This is a genomic window from Klebsiella sp. MISC125, assembly GCF_051131775.1.
In the GTDB taxonomy this organism is placed as follows: Bacteria; Pseudomonadota; Gammaproteobacteria; order Enterobacterales; family Enterobacteriaceae; genus Klebsiella.
Window position 1 is genome coordinate 5237936 of sequence record NZ_CP180448.1, and the last position, 14461, is coordinate 5252396.

General features: G+C 53.4%; 13 protein-coding genes. 3 read left to right on the forward strand and 10 right to left on the reverse strand.

The genetic code is table 11. From position 1 onward, the window contains the following. Window positions 1–23: 23 nt before the first annotated feature. Window positions 24–962: a bifunctional riboflavin kinase/FAD synthetase gene (ribF, locus tag ACMYSL_RS24515; protein ID WP_182236218.1), complete on the reverse strand. Its 939-nt coding sequence runs from the start codon at window positions 960–962 to the stop codon at window positions 24–26. 330 nt (window positions 963–1292) lie between these two features. On the opposite strand from ribF, the gene rpsT reads away from it, so the two are divergent. The 3 genes from rpsT to ACMYSL_RS24530 all read left to right on the forward strand — a co-directional run bounded on the left by rpsT (window position 1293) and on the right by ACMYSL_RS24530 (window position 5450). Further along, window positions 1293–1556: a 30S ribosomal protein S20 gene (gene rpsT, locus ACMYSL_RS24520; protein WP_003018940.1), complete on the forward strand. Its 264-nt coding sequence runs from the start codon at window positions 1293–1295 to the stop codon at window positions 1554–1556. Between the two features lie 440 nt (window positions 1557–1996). After that, a complete protein-coding gene (locus ACMYSL_RS24525) occupies window positions 1997–3370 on the forward strand; it encodes an MFS transporter (RefSeq protein WP_434660184.1) in 1374 nt (457 codons plus the stop codon). Window positions 3371–3410: 40 nt separating this feature from the next. Next, window positions 3411–5450, forward strand: coding sequence for a glycoside hydrolase family 31 protein (locus ACMYSL_RS24530; RefSeq protein ID WP_434660185.1), 2040 nt, complete (start codon window positions 3411–3413; stop codon window positions 5448–5450). Window positions 5451–5499: 49 nt separating this feature from the next. Here the strand turns inward: ACMYSL_RS24530 and nhaR are convergent, their stop codons facing one another. The 9 genes from nhaR to ACMYSL_RS24575 all read right to left on the reverse strand — a co-directional run bounded on the left by nhaR (window position 5500) and on the right by ACMYSL_RS24575 (window position 14453). Then, complete coding sequence (gene nhaR, locus ACMYSL_RS24535) at window positions 5500–6399, reverse strand: transcriptional activator NhaR (protein WP_434660187.1); 900 nt, start codon at window positions 6397–6399, stop codon at window positions 5500–5502. 52 nt (window positions 6400–6451) lie between these two features. Then, window positions 6452–7627 carry a Na+/H+ antiporter NhaA gene (nhaA, locus tag ACMYSL_RS24540; protein WP_434660189.1) on the reverse strand — a complete coding sequence of 392 codons (1176 nt, stop codon included), beginning with the start codon at window positions 7625–7627 and terminating at the stop codon, window positions 6452–6454. Between the two features lie 201 nt (window positions 7628–7828). Continuing rightward, window positions 7829–8128 carry a hypothetical protein gene (locus tag ACMYSL_RS24545; RefSeq protein ID WP_434660190.1) on the reverse strand — a complete coding sequence of 100 codons (300 nt, stop codon included), beginning with the start codon at window positions 8126–8128 and terminating at the stop codon, window positions 7829–7831. Window positions 8129–8190: 62 nt separating this feature from the next. Then, window positions 8191–9036 (reverse strand): DsbA family protein, encoded by an 846-nt coding sequence (locus ACMYSL_RS24550; RefSeq protein WP_182236206.1) that lies wholly within the window; start codon window positions 9034–9036, stop codon window positions 8191–8193. Window positions 9037–9068: 32 nt separating this feature from the next. Further along, the gene (locus ACMYSL_RS24555) at window positions 9069–9773 is read right to left on the reverse strand and encodes a pili/flagellar-assembly chaperone (protein WP_434660191.1); all 705 of its coding nucleotides are present in this window, start codon (window positions 9771–9773) and stop codon (window positions 9069–9071) included. Then, window positions 9766–10263, reverse strand: a complete 498-nt coding sequence (locus ACMYSL_RS24560) for a fimbrial protein BcfF (protein ID WP_434664248.1) — start codon at window positions 10261–10263, stop codon at window positions 9766–9768. The genes ACMYSL_RS24555 and ACMYSL_RS24560 overlap by 8 nt, the downstream gene beginning before the upstream one ends. Window positions 10264–10299: 36 nt before the next feature. After that, the gene (locus tag ACMYSL_RS24565; RefSeq protein ID WP_434660193.1) at window positions 10300–10836 is read right to left on the reverse strand and encodes a fimbrial protein BcfE; all 537 of its coding nucleotides are present in this window, start codon (window positions 10834–10836) and stop codon (window positions 10300–10302) included. Further along, window positions 10837–11844: a fimbrial protein BcfD gene (locus ACMYSL_RS24570; protein WP_434660195.1), complete on the reverse strand. Its 1008-nt coding sequence runs from the start codon at window positions 11842–11844 to the stop codon at window positions 10837–10839. Further along, window positions 11844–14453, reverse strand: a complete 2610-nt coding sequence (locus tag ACMYSL_RS24575; RefSeq protein ID WP_434664249.1) for a fimbrial biogenesis usher protein — start codon at window positions 14451–14453, stop codon at window positions 11844–11846. The genes ACMYSL_RS24570 and ACMYSL_RS24575 overlap by 1 nt, the downstream gene beginning before the upstream one ends. Window positions 14454–14461: the final 8 nt, after the last annotated feature.

Sequence of the window (14461 nt, forward strand, 5' to 3'; positions counted from 1 at the left end):
CGGTTTGATAAACACCGTCAGGGTTATGCCTGCCCGGTTAGCCCAAAGAAGTCGCGGGCCGTTAACTCATCACGTGCGATTTGCGCTTTCAGCTCATCGAGCGACGCAAATCGCTGCTCGTTACGTATTTTTTTACGCAGTATTACATCTATATGGCGACCGTAGAGGTCCATTACAACATCCAACAGATGTACTTCCAGCTGCTGACGCACGCCGGATACCGTTGGACGAGTGCCAATGTTGGCAACGCCTACAAGAGGTTTGTCGCCAAGCCCTGTCACTTCAACCGCATAGACCCCTTTTACCGGGGAAACCTGACGACGCAGCGGTAAATTCGCCGTCGGGAAGCCTATCGTGCGCCCCAGTTCATCGCCGTGGACAACGCGCCCGGAGATGGTAAACGGATGCCCCAGCAGGGTTTCCGCCAGCGCCAGATCGTCATCCGCCAGCGCCTGGCGCACCGCCGTGCTGCTAATGCGCAAACCGCCTTCACAGAAGGTTTGGGTGCTGGTGATGTCAAAGCCGTATTCCACACCGGCCTTTTGTAATAACAAGAAATCCCCCTGGCGACCAGCGCCAAAGCGGAAATCATCGCCAACGGCAAGGAACTGCACACCTAAACGGCGGACCAGCAGTTCACTAATAAAATCCTGGGCGGTCAGTGCCGCAAAGCGCCGATCAAAACGCACGCACAGCACGTAGTCGACGCCGCTTTCAGCCAGATAGTTCAGTTTTTCACGCAGACGCGTTAAACGCGCCGGCGCTTTATCGGCAGCAAAAAGCTCAAGCGGCTGTGGCTCAAAAATCATCACCACCACCGGTAAACCGCGCTGGCGACCTTCTGCGCGCAAACGCTGCAATAATGCCTGGTGCCCGCGATGCACGCCGTCAAAATTTCCAATGGTCAGCACGCACCCGTGCGGGGCCTGACTGAGATTATGTATGCCGCGTATCAGCTTCATGTCTGGCTCAAAACAGTGAAAATCGTCCGAGTATACCTTGTACAACTGGCGACGTTAACCAGCGATTGCACCTCTTCACCGAAAGATCCCGGTAATTCATCAACTCAGCGTAGCAATGCAGGAAAAACTACCCGGCCCCGTCGATTTTTATGGTTGAAAGGCTGTATTCGCTAGCAACAAGCTGGTAGAATCTTGCGCCATCACTACGTAATGAAGCGTTGTTGTTTTAAGCGACGCTTATTTGCACAAATCCATTGACAAAAGAAGGCTAAACGGGCATTCTCCTCGGCCTTTGAATTGTCCATATAGAACACATTTGGGAGTTGGACCTTGGCTAATATCAAATCAGCTAAGAAGCGCGCCGTTCAGTCTGAAAAGGCCCGCAAGCACAACGCTAGCCGTCGCTCTATGATGCGTACTTTCATCAAGAAAGTATACGCAGCCATCGAAGCTGGCGACAAAGCTACTGCACTGAAAGCATTTAACGAAATGCAACCAATCGTGGACCGTCAGGCTGCTAAAGGTCTGATCCACAAAAACAAAGCTGCGCGTCATAAAGCAAACCTGACCGCTCAGATCAACAAACTGGCTTAATCGCCTGCTTGTTGTCGCTTTGTGAAAAAACCCGCGAAAGCGGGTTTTTTTATGCCTGTCGGTTGTCGACTTCGCTCATCTATCGCCATCGCTCCGCTTCTTTCGCCTTACCAACCAGCACCCTCGCCAGGATCTCCAATAGCGTATATGAAAGATATTTTCTTTCATTGTATAAATGATTTTATTTCATTTCCGATGAAAATGTGACCAGCATGGCAAATAGCATAATAACTCATAGAAAAACGAATAAACGCAATCCTGATGTAAGATTTGATAATTGATCGCACCGCTGTGGTTAACTATTTTTTATGTACAATTTAATGACTCCATTTACCCCTAAGGTCACTATTCATAAAGATTAAAAAATAAAAAATACCCTACTGCTTAGAAAATAAAAGCTGTTTTTCTGGGCGTGTCGTTCCAATACAGGAGTTATCACCATGAGTTCTGTTATTGAGGATACCCAGACTTCCGGGTCAACATCATTATCTTTGCTACAGCGCATCAGCTACGGTTCTTTAGATGTCGCTGGCAACCTGCTGTACTGTTTCGGTTCAACGTACATATTATATTTCTACACCGACGTTGCAGGTATTAGCCTTGCGGTAGCAGGCGTGATCCTTCTGCTGGCGCGTATTGTGGACGGTATCGACGCCCCTATCTGGGGGATTATCATCGATAAAACACGCTCTCGCTACGGGAAATGTCGCCCCTGGTTTCTGTGGCTACCGCTGCCATTTGGCGTATTTAGCGCGCTGTCTTTTTGGTCTCCCGATATCAGCATGACCGGAAAAGCCATATATGCAGCAATATCTTACATGATTGCCAGTATTTTATTTACCGGACTCAATACGCCGCTCAGCGCAATATTACCGCTGATGACTTTATCTCCTAAAGAGCGCCTGGTATTAAACTCATGGAGAATGACCGGCGGACAAATTGGGGTCCTGTTAATGAACGCCACCGCGCTGCCGTTAGTGGCTTTTTTAGGTAAAGGTAATGACCATGCCGGGTTTATTTACACCGCGATTCTGTTCGCCATTATATCCTGTTCGCTAACCCTTTTTGCGTTTAAAAATATTCGCGAAATGGATGCGGATAAAATACAGAAAGAACCCAAACTGCCGATGAAAAAAAGCTTCGCGGCAATGAAAGGCAACTGGCCGTGGATACTGATGGTGCTGGCAAATCTGATCTTCTGGATAGCCCTTCAGCAACGTTCGACGACCATCGTCTATTATCTGAGCTACAACCTCGATCGCAAAGATCTGGTCCCGCTGATTAACAGTCTGGCCACTATCCAGATCCTGTTTATCATCGCTATCCCTTTCTTCAGTAAATATATCGCCAAGACCTGGATTTGGATTAGCGGCCTGCTGGTCGCTACGCTGGGCGGCGTGATGATGTGGCTGGCTGCGGATAACATTCCTTTGCTGATCGCCGCCTGGGTTATCGGCAATATCGGTAGCGGCATCGCCTGCTCAATGCCCTTTGCCATGCTGGGCTTCGCCGTCGACTTCGGTGCCTGGAAAACGGGCATTAAGGCAACCGGTATTCTTATCGCCTTCGGCAGCACCTTCTGCATCAAGATGGGCAGCGGCATCGGTACCGCCTTCGCCGCCTGGATAATGAACAGTTTTGGCTACGTCCCCAACCACGCCCAAAGCGCAACGGGACTGGAGGGGATAACCTGGGCCTTCATCTGGGCACCCGCCCTGCTCTTCGCCCTCGCCGCGATCCCGCTACTGTTCTTCCGAAAATACGAAGCCATGGAAGACAGGGTTCGCCACGATCTAGAAACAACCAACCACTAACGCTCTTCACCTTCACCACCTGAATATGGGAGGAACCACCATGCCATTTTTGCAACAAGACCCGCGTCGTCTGGTCTGGCAGCAAAACGATCGCTATTTATGGATAGAACCCTGGGGTGAGAACAGCCTGCGTGTGCGCAGCGGCCGTCATCTACCGGTTATGCGAAATGAAGACTGGGCGCTGACGGAACCCGTCGCTGAAAGCGCCTGCCACATCGTTTATGACCAAAAGCAGGCCACGCTGACCAACGGAAAGATTATCGCTATCGTCAATCAAAAGGGGCAAATCGCCTTTTATCGCCATCCGCATAAGTGCCTGTTGCAGGAGTTCTGGCGTCAGCGGGGGGAAATTGGCGAAGATGAATCCTCTCACGGCCAGTACGTCAGCGCCCTTAATCTTGAGGGCCGCGAGTTCCGTCCGATTCAGGGCGGGAAATATGCGGTCAAAGCCCGCTTCGAAGCCGCCGAAGGGGAAAAAATCTACGGCATGGGCCAATATCAGCAGGCAAATCTGGATCTCAAAGGGTGCGTACTTGAGCTGGCCCAGCGCAACTCTCAGGCTTCGGTACCTTTTATGCTCTCCAGCCTGGGCTACGGATTTTTATGGAACAACCCGGCCATCGGTCGGGCGACGTTTGCGCAAAACGTGACGGAATGGGAAGCCCACGTCAGCGAACAGCTGGACTACTGGATCACCGCCGGAGATACCCCGGCAGAAATTAGCCAGGCTTATGCGCTCGCTACCGGCACGCCGCCAATGATGCCGGATTACGCCATGGGCTTCTGGCAGTGCAAACTACGCTATCGCACGCAGGAAGAGTTGCTCGCGGTCGCCCGCGAATATAAACAGCGCAACTTGCCCATCTCGGTGATCGTTATCGATTTCTTCCACTGGCCGAATCAGGGCGACTGGATGTTCGACCCGCGCGACTGGCCCGACCCCGACGCGATGATTGCCGAGCTGAAATCATTGGGTATCGAGCTGATGGTCTCCGTCTGGCCAACGGTTGACAGCCGTACCGAGAGCTATCGGGAGATGCGCGAAAACGGCTGGCTGGTACAGACGGAACGCGGATTGCCGATTAACATGGACTTCCTCGGCAATACTACCTTCTTTGATGCCACCCATCCCGGCGCCCGCGACTACGTTTGGGGCAAGGCAAAGCGCAATTATTACGACAAGGGCGTGAAGCTCTTCTGGTTAGATGAAGCCGAGCCGGAGTTTAGCGTCTATGACTACGATAACTATCGCTATCACGCCGGGCCGGTGCTGGAAGTCGGCAATATCTATCCGCGAATGTACGCCAAAACCTTCTTTGACGGCATGAAAGCGGATGGTGAAGATCAGGTTATCAACCTGCTACGCTGCGCGTGGGCGGGCAGCCAACGCTACGGTGCGTTGGTGTGGTCAGGCGACATTCACTCTTCGTTTCGTTCTCTGCGCAACCAGTTTGCCGCCGGCCTGAATATGGGGATCGCGGGCATTCCGTGGTGGACGACGGACATTGGCGGCTTTCATGGCGGCAATATTCACGACCCGCGCTTTCATGAGCTGCTGATTCGTTGGTTCCAGTGGGGAGTCTTTAGCCCGGTTATGCGCCTGCACGGCAATCGCGATCCGCAGATTCTACCGGATCAGCCTTATCGGGACGGGATTGCCCAGTGCCCAACCGGCGCGCCAAATGAAGTCTGGAGCTATGGCGAGGACGTGTGTGACGTGCTGACGGGCTGTCTGACCTTGCGAGAGAAGCTCAAGCCTTATATTAAAGCGCTGATGGCAGAAACCCATAAACGCAATACACCGGTCATGCGGACCCTGTTTTTTGAATTCCCCGATCAGGTAAAAAGCTGGGAAATCACCGATCAGTACTGTTTCGGCCCCGATCTGCTGGTTGCGCCCGTTATGCATGAAGGCATGCGCGAGCGCGACGTCTGGCTGCCGGAAGGTGAGAAATGGACCGACCTTGCCACTGGCGAGAGCTATCAGGGAGGGCAGACGCTGCGCTACGGTACACCCCTAAGCCGCATCCCGGTATTTATCCGCGAAGGCGGGCAATATCGTAGCTTGCTGGCGCTGTAGTTTAACCCGGCTGCGATACTCATCACCGCAGCCGGAAATATTGCGTGCTTTATGCCTGCGGCGGCGTGAAAAGCGCCGAATAATCACGGTTACAGATACGCTGTACTGCCGGATGCTGAATCATCCTTTCCGCGAAGATGGCGTGATACTCTTCCATCACGTTGTCCATCCGCCCGATCTCAACTATCGATTTATCACTATAAAAGTCATGAACATATAGCGTTGGCGCAACGAAAATGGCGTTGTGAGCCGCACCGAAGGCTTTCATCAGCGCCGCATCATCAAACTCTCCCAGAATTTCCACCTTTAATCCCTGCGAGTTAAACCAGTTGAGCAGCTTACGCCCCAGCATCGAGCGGCGTCCGGGGATCAGTAATCGACGTTCTTCCAGGCAGGCCGGGAACGGCTTTTTCGGCGGCGGATTCATACACCAGAAGCTAACGCTACATTCGCCGATTTTCACCGAAAACAGCCCTTCCTGTTGAGTGGAGTCGATAGGGCAATCAGAGATGATCATGTCGAGCTTATGCTGGCTTAGCTGCTCAAGCAGCATTTCGTGGGTCGATTCAAAACAGCGTAAATGGATCTGTTCGTTGCCGACGACCGCAGCATCAAGGACGCCGCTAACCAACCTTTTTGACAGCGCATCCGCGACGCCGACATCAAACAACAGATTGGACTCTTTGCGATAGTTAACGATATCCAGCATTTCCTGGCTCAGCGTAAACATGCGATCGGCATAGCGGAAAACCAGTTCCCCGAGTTCACTGGGCTCCAGCCCTCTTCCTTTACGTTTGAACAACTTCCCCTGCAGACGTTCTTCCAGCGCTTTAATCTGCCCGGTGATGGTTTGCGGTGTCAGAAACAACGCCTCTGCCGCACCGACAACAGAGCCTTCTTTGTAGACATGCCAGAAGTAGTACAGGTGGTTGTAGTTGATATGCGACATGCTTCTCTCCCTGATAATGTCTAGGAGAGCCGTAACGGCTCTCCGTGAGTTATTAAGCGGCGTAGCCCGACTCCGTTACGCGCTTACGCAATATGATGTATCCCGTGACTGCCGATAATATCGATCCAATCAGGATGCCAAGCTTGGCCCAGTTGATCAATCCTGGGTCAACGCTACTGAAAGCCAGTGTGGCGATAAAAATCGACATGGTGAAGCCAATCCCGCATAGAATGCCGACCGCCATAACCTGCTTGCAGGTTGTGCCTTCCGGCAGCGAGGCCCATTTCATCTTCAGCGCCAACCAGCAAAATGCACTGATCCCAAGCGGCTTACCGATAAACAGCCCAGCGATGATCCCCAGCGGCAGCAGAGAGGTTAGCCCTTCAGCCGTCACGCCCTGCAGCGAGACCCCCGCATTAGCAAAGGCGAACAGCGGCAGAATTAAGAATGCCACCCATGGATGCAGAACGTGCTCAAGCTGCTTCGCCGGAGATTTACCGTTCTGCTCTTTTAGCGGGATCATAAAGCCAACAATAACTCCCGCCAGCGTCGCATGAACGCCTGATTTTAATACCGCAGTCCAAAGTACCGCACCGACCAGAATGTAGATTCCGGTACGCCGCACGCCGCTCAGATTTAACGCCGCCAGAACAACGATTGCCCCTGCAGCAACGATCAATGACAGCACTGAAAGGTCGTTGGTATAGAACAGGGCAATAATAATAATCGCCCCGAGGTCATCAATGATGGCCAGCGCCATCAGGAAGATCTTCAGCGCGGCGGGAACCCGATTGCCCAACAGCGCCAGAACGCCCAACGCAAAAGCGATATCGGTCGCTGCCGGAATCGCCCATCCCTCTCTGGCAATCGGATCCAGGGCATTAAACGCCAGATACACCAGTGCCGGAACCACCATGCCACCTAATGCCGCTACGACCGGGAATACGGCCTGGCGACGGCTGGCTAACGCCCCCTGGTTCATCTCACGCTTAACTTCCAGGCCAATCAGCAGGAAAAACACCGCCATCAGCGCGTCGTTAATCCACAACAGCATGTTTTTGTTGATCTCTAACGCGCCCACGCGCAGCTGAACCGGCGTTTCCAGAAAAGAGTGATAAAAACCACTGGTCACTCCAGTATTTGCCAATAACATCGCCAACACGGCGGCGAAGATTAAGATAATGCCCCCGGAAGCATCGCTACTAAAAAAACGCTGCAGATGTTTCACTTTTACTCTCACCTTGCTGGTCAACAACTCGATAAAAGTATAATACAGGCGGCAAAACATCGAAAAAATCAGTTTTAAATTGCTTTTATGATCGGTTTTAACGAATAAAAGAATATCGAGAATTTGCCTTATCAATGATATGGGTAAGCTTAAACCAATCTTAACAATCCAACGGCGAGCGGTACTGACGGGCAATTCCCGTCAATCATAAACCACCCGAAGTAATGTCAGTTGCTTATCCTCATCCAGATAGTTTTTCTCAATCGTGGCATGGGGAGAGGTCGTGGGGACAACGAGATTTTCCACCGTGATATGACGCTCAACGCGATCCTCTCGGTGGCATAAAATATCGGAGGTTCCCATTTCATTCCAGCAACCCGCGGTAACCACGCTGCCAGAAAATCGGAGCTGGCCGCCGGAAGCGGCAAGCGCGCAGCCAATAAAAAAAAGCGGCATGACCACGGTTGGAACCACAAAACGAACGAGAGGCGTTTTATCCATAATTCGGCACTCCTGTATTTGATCTCACCAGGGCGCGACCGCCCCGGTGTATAGCGCCGACCTTAGCCTTTTGCTTTCTGAATCGCCATTTGCAGGGCGTCCTGCGATGAACTTCCTGGCATCACCGAAACGCGGTTGGCCTCCGGCGTTTTTGACTGCGGCATCACCACGAACGCAGGCGTACCGGAGAAATTCATATGCTGAGCCAGCGCCTGATTTGTTAGCAGCGCATCATGTATTGCACCGCTGTCCTGCGCCTGTTTGACCTCCGCAATCTTTTCCTTCGACAGATAATGCTGCGCAAGGCTGTAGACATCTTGTTCCGCCAGCGCACCCTCGACTTTACCTGTGGCATATAACGCGTTGTGCCAGTCGAGATATTTCGTACCACCATCAGTTAACCACACCTGCTCACCAACTCGTGCCGCCAGCCCGGAAACCGGCCAGCGCGAAGAGAAGATAGGGAACTCTTTGAAAATAAAGCGTGTATCCGGGTTGGCTTTGATCAGGTTCTCAACGACCGGCGCCATCTTGCTGCACCAGGAACACTGGTAATCAAAAAACATGACCACCGCTGATTTCGCATCAGCCGGGCCGACGGAGGGGCTGGCGCTGCTCAGCAATCCTGACTGGTACTGTAGCGCCAACTGCACATAGGCTTGCTGTTGGGCAATTTGCTGACGTTGATGCAGCGTTTCGCTGGCAGCAATCAAGAATTCAGGGTGGTTCGCCAGATACGTCGCCACCGCTTCGCCGACTTTATCCGGGTGGCTGGCGATATACGCTTCGGCCGCAGGGCCAATCTGCGATGCCGGGTCGCTGTCAGTTGCCAGCGCGGGTAATGAAATCGCGCCGCTCGCCAGCGCCAGGACCGCCAGTCGGGTCAGTTTTAAAGATGAAAAATGCATAGAAAAAACTCTCATTCCAGGGGGTAAACAAGTCAGCGCGCAAGCGACGTATTCGCCGTTATCGGCGGCAGCACCCGACCATAATCATTGATGCTTTGCCAGCGCACAGCGCAGGTATGCACCTGCTGGCACCATGGGGTTTTGCGCGTTGAAAAAGGGGCGACGACGCCCGCCGTATCGACAGGCTTGCCGTTAGTATTGAGCAGGAAAAGCGTGACGTAATAAGGACCGGGGTTCTGCACCGCCAATCCCTCCCGGGTCAACGTCCAGCGTAGTTGCCGGTACGCCTGTTGCGGCTCACCCGCCAGGCTGGAAGGGCGATAGATAAGCTTCAACGCGGAACGAAACGCCATCTGTAAGCTGTTGACGCCAGGTTTTCCGGAGGGGATCGCGGCAATACTTAAGGTAAACAAACTTTCCCGATCGACGGGCAAACTGTCGCCAGTCCAGGTCACGCGCAGCGTATTCTCCTGCCCCGCGGCAAGGCGAAACAGCGGCGGCGTGATAACAAACGGAGGCTTACCTCCAGGCGTAGCAACCGCGCCGGGCCAACGTTGTGCCGATTGAATATGGCTATCAATAAGCCAGCTTTCAGAGGTGGTATTGTTCACCGGGACGCTTAGCGTCGTCATCTTTGCGTTATAGATAAAACGCGTCCCGCCAATCACCACCCCCGCCTGCGCCTGTGAAACCGGCAACAGCAGGACCATCAGGATAAAAAGAATAAACTTATTCATAGGCGAGGATAAACGTTGCTGAAGCATTAGCCGTGCCGGCGGTAACCGCGCTGCCGTCGGCAATGTAGCGGGCATAAAATTGTAAGTGAGCGGAAGCCTGCCCCGAGGAGAGCGCCATCACTTCACTCTCCTGCCCCAACGGAATCAGGTTTTTATCTTTGTCATAGATACCAATCCCAACGCCTGCGGCATCGTCAGCCCCTTCGACCAGCGCCAGCAGGTCCGCATTTCGCCCGTTTGCCGTGCCGCTGAAGCTCACCGTAACGCCGCTGACGGTACTGCCGCAGTTCTGCAAATCAATGGCAAAAGGCTGCCAGGCAGAGCCATCGCCAGCCTGGTAAAACTGGCGGTTCGACACGGTTCCCATATCCACGTCAATATTTTCTGAATCCGGCGACAGCGTGCAGGTGTTATCGGTAATCGTACCGGTGACATAGACCCGCCCGTCGTGGGCCTCTGTTTTCCCCAGCACCAGAACGAAGTAAGCCATGCACACAAAATGAATATATTTGTTCATTGCCACGTCCTATTCGTACTGCAGGTCGAAATACATCACCGCCGTGGCGTTACCGGAGGTGACCGTAGGTTGAGTGGATTTGTAGCGAATATAGAAAGAGAGCGTATTGCGTCCGGCCTTCAGCGGATAAACCACCGAGTCGCTGTTATTCATACTGACATCATCCTGATCATCATCGAGAAGCTCGACACCAACGCCGGTGGCCAACATACTTTCGCTGCCCATGCCGGTATCGGTCAGCGCCAGTAACGACGGGTCATCGCTATCCGCCGTGCCGGTAAACCAGATTTTGGTTCCCGTGATCCCGCGCGAGCAGTTCTTCAGGTTGATATTAAACGGCTTAAATTTCGTCGTCGTTCCGGTCGAGGGGAAATCTTCAACCGAAAACTGTCCTAAATCGATGCTCTGACTGAGGCTGGAAAGCTCCACATCGCAGGTTTGCGCCACAATCGTGCCGGTGAACGCCAGATTGTTGCCGGTATCATCGGCCTGGCAAAATGAGCACCAGCACAGGAGAGCTAAAAATAAGCCACGTTTTAGATTCATTTAGTCGAAGTCCACCCGTAGATTAGCCAGGGCAGTAAATACGCCCTCGGCGGGGGTTTCTCCGGTTGTGCTGACGGGGTATGCCTGTAGCGAAATATTGGCCTTGCCCGCATCGTCGGTCACGAAAGGCTCCACGCTGCTGGTATCGTTTGGCGTCAATACCGCGCCCTCGTTGGTTTCAACCACCACACCTACATCCGGATTATCGGACGCAATGGCCTGGCTAACGTGGCTATCCGCCGTCGCGATTAGCCTCAAGCTCAAATTGACCTGCGAATCCACGCCACTGCATTTCACCGGCACATTGAATTTTTTAATTCTGACGCCCGTTGGTTTCTCTCCTGCGTGGGTAAAGCCCCCGCTATAGAGCGAACCGAAATCTACAAGAATGGTCTGTCCGGCGTTGATCTCGCAGCTTTGCGGGACGGTCACCGTGCCGCTGTAACTGATGTTGTAAACCACGTCGCTGAGCGGGTCGTTTACCGCCGTGGTCACATAAACGCTGAACATCGTTTTTGGCGCGATAGTGACGGTGCCGACAAAAGGTTTAACGATCTTGAGCTGAAAAGTCAGATTTGAGTCATGAATGGCAAAACTTTCGCCCGAGGTCGCATTAGTGCGAGTTCCCATGTAAATGTAGTTAGCTGGAGGATAGATTTTTTCTCCTGATGCGCCATCTATGCGGATGGCACCTTCCAGATAAGTCGAATCCAGCGCCATATACTGCCAGCCGCTGCGGGTTTCCACGATCGGCGAAGAAGCGACGTAGGAGCGGTAACTTCGCCCCGACGAAGATAAATCCGTAGGACAAACCGCCTGCACGCTCGTATCCTGGCGCTTCACCAACGGTATCGTATTCCCGGCCTGGTTTTGCGCTGCCGTCAGCGTCTTACTCAGATCATAATCGACGCTGGAAGGCGAACCATTGATATTCTGGCACACCTGCGCCAGCCCAATACGGCTCAGCAGCAGTCCCACCAGCAGGATAAATAGCAGGCGTATCTTCATTAGCGGCATTCCACATGTTGCCGCACCAGGGCCTGCCGGGTTGCGGGAAGTTGATAATGCACGAGGCATTGTTGTGAAGCCTCGCGGCCCCACTGTACTTTTAGCGTTCCCTGCGCGCTCAGTCCGGATAGGTAGACCTCGCCATCATCGCCAACAATCGCCTCTTGCGCAGGGGCATCGGTCGAGGCGGTCGCGCCAAACGGTACCGGCTGCCCGCCATGTAGAAGCGTCAGGAGCGCACGCTCACCGACCCGCGCTTTAAAGTTGGCCAGCACCAGCGCGCCCTGGGTAGGCACGACGTTGACGACGGCGTCATCGATATCCACATCATCCGCCATGGAGTTCACATCCAGCGCCATGCGGTTTTGTCGATAGGTCGTGGCATAAGGCACCACGGCATAGCCCCGGCTATCGGTATGAATACCCGGTTGGTCATCAATATTGACGTTTCCTGCTCCCGGCGCGGCGATCAACACGTTGGTATCCCCAAGCGGCTGGCTCAACGTCACGCCATGCGCATGCGCCACAATGCCGCCGCTCAGGCCGTAGTTAACCTGCTGGTAATCGCCGTTATCACTGGTGTTGTAACCCGCATTAACATTGCCCTCGGCACCATCATATTCGAGACTAGCGGCACCGCTTTCACCGACGCCATGATTCTGATAGCCCTGCTGCACGCTATAGCTGAGGTTATTTTGATCCAGCAAAGTACCGCTGAGCCCGGCGTTTTGCGTGACGCCGCCGTGCTGATCCGTGCTGGTACTGAAGGTGGCGTAGATATTGTGGTTTTTATGCGTAATGTCGTCGTTGTGGTGTAGCCACTGCCCCAGCGGCAGCGAGATGTTCAGGGCTAAAAGCTGGTCGCTTTTGTCCTCGCCCGGCGCACGGCTTTGGTTGTAGGAAAGGCTCCATGATACGCCCGCCAGGGTATCGCTATACCCCACCTGCAGCAGCGTATTCTTCTCATCGGTATGCCAGTAGCTCTGCTGGCTGCCGGTAACATACAGAGAGCCAAAATGACCCAGTTGCTGAGAGATATTCAACTGAATTTTTCCGCGTTTGGTGTAATACAGATTGTAATAATCGTTCCAGTTACGCTGATCCTCATCCTCGTCGGTCGGCCCGTTGTAGCCCGACATCCGTTTCCAGGCCGTATCATCGAGAGTATAAAAACCCGATGTCGAGTAGCGATAACCGAGCAGTTGGAAATTAGTCCCCAGGCTATTCAGCGATTTAGCGTACAGAAAACGCATCGATTGCCCCTGATGTTCGCTATCGTCCGCCAGGGTGCTGTATGCCTGAGTGACGTCGACGGATACCGCGCCCCAATCGCCCAGATTAGCCCCCGTCCCTAACGCCAACGCGCGATAGTTGTCAGAAAACTGCGTCCCGCCATAGACGGTAAAACCGTGTGGCAGACCCCACATCAGCGTCGCCTGAGCAAACTTCACATTATCTTTTTGGCTACTGTCGCCGCGATAGCTCGCCACCGTGGCCGCATATTTCAGCCGCCCTTCGCGTTGCAAAACCGGCACCGCGGAATACGGCACGCTATAGCGGGTGACGCTGCCATCGGCTTCTTTAACCTCAACACTTAAATCCCCGCTGGAGGCCGTCGAATAAAGGTCATTAATGGTAAATGCGCCGGGTGAAACATAGCGCTGGTCGATGATGTAGCCATTCTGGCGGATCGTCACCTGGGCGTTGCTTTTGGCGATACCGTGAATGGTCGGCGCAAAACCTTTCATGCTGTCGGGCAGCATATTGTCATCGGAAGCGAACTGCAGGCCGCGAAAGGGCAAGCTATCGAATACCGCCGAGGGCGTATAGCTGTCCCCTGCCGTCAGCTCGCTTTTCAGCGCCGCCAGATCGCGTTCCACGTAGGTGCTGATATGCTGCCAGTCGCTTTTATTGTTCTCGCTACTGCTGTTGTAGTTCCATGTCGAATAGTTACGCAAACGCCAGGCACCCAGATTCAGACCGCCATTCAGGCCAAGAAACAAGGTGTTATCGTTAACGCCACCTTCACTACGATCCCGGCTGTTCGCGCCGGTAAATGTATAATTGAGCAATAGCGCGTTGATGCCTTCATCCCAATATTTCGGCGAAATATAGCCTCTGGCGCTGTTTTTCATCGCCGCCTGAGGAATGCTGATATTCAGACGCTGCTGGGTGAAATCAAACCGGGTATAGGCTGCCGGAATGGCTGCTGCGATATCCGCACACCCCTTCTTGCCGGACGTCAGTAATGTCGGAAAAGCCTCAACATTGACCTTCATCTCACTGAGCATATCGGGCGTCAGGCAAGCGCTCAGTCCGGAGTCATCGGCTGAAGCTTCCGTCACCGTAGCAGCATTCACCTTCGTGGCCTGAAAAGTGATATCGCGGGTAACCAGAAAAATGCCGTTCAGATAGACATCGACCCGATAGACGCCGGGGGCCTGGCCGTTGCCTTCGAAACGCGAAAGATCGGCGATCTTAGACGGATCGTCAGACAAGAACGCGGGATTGAAATAGTTATCCGCCCAACTCTTCGGCAGCGTCAACACGCATACCAGAGTCAGGGTCATCAGCACCGGTTTACTGACGGACGGTGAATGACGCGTCATGGCATCAA

What these genes read in the sequence shown, in the direction of transcription:
- ribF (WP_182236218.1), bottom strand. Translation starts at nt 962, where the DNA reads ATGAAGCTGATACGCGGCATACATAATCTCAGTCAGGCCCCGCACGGG.
- ACMYSL_RS24525 (WP_434660184.1), top strand. Translation starts at nt 1,997, where the DNA reads ATGAGTTCTGTTATTGAGGATACCCAGACTTCCGGGTCAACATCATTA.
- ACMYSL_RS24530 (WP_434660185.1), top strand. Translation starts at nt 3,411, where the DNA reads ATGCCATTTTTGCAACAAGACCCGCGTCGTCTGGTCTGGCAGCAAAAC.
- nhaR (WP_434660187.1), bottom strand. Translation starts at nt 6,399, where the DNA reads ATGTCGCATATCAACTACAACCACCTGTACTACTTCTGGCATGTCTAC.
- ACMYSL_RS24545 (WP_434660190.1), bottom strand. Translation starts at nt 8,128, where the DNA reads ATGGATAAAACGCCTCTCGTTCGTTTTGTGGTTCCAACCGTGGTCATG.
- ACMYSL_RS24550 (WP_182236206.1), bottom strand. Translation starts at nt 9,036, where the DNA reads ATGCATTTTTCATCTTTAAAACTGACCCGACTGGCGGTCCTGGCGCTG.
- ACMYSL_RS24555 (WP_434660191.1), bottom strand. Translation starts at nt 9,773, where the DNA reads ATGAATAAGTTTATTCTTTTTATCCTGATGGTCCTGCTGTTGCCGGTT.
- ACMYSL_RS24560 (WP_434664248.1), bottom strand. Translation starts at nt 10,263, where the DNA reads ATGGCTTACTTCGTTCTGGTGCTGGGGAAAACAGAGGCCCACGACGGG.
- ACMYSL_RS24565 (WP_434660193.1), bottom strand. Translation starts at nt 10,836, where the DNA reads ATGAATCTAAAACGTGGCTTATTTTTAGCTCTCCTGTGCTGGTGCTCA.
- ACMYSL_RS24570 (WP_434660195.1), bottom strand. Translation starts at nt 11,844, where the DNA reads ATGAAGATACGCCTGCTATTTATCCTGCTGGTGGGACTGCTGCTGAGC.
- ACMYSL_RS24575 (WP_434664249.1), bottom strand. Translation starts at nt 14,453, where the DNA reads ATGACGCGTCATTCACCGTCCGTCAGTAAACCGGTGCTGATGACCCTG.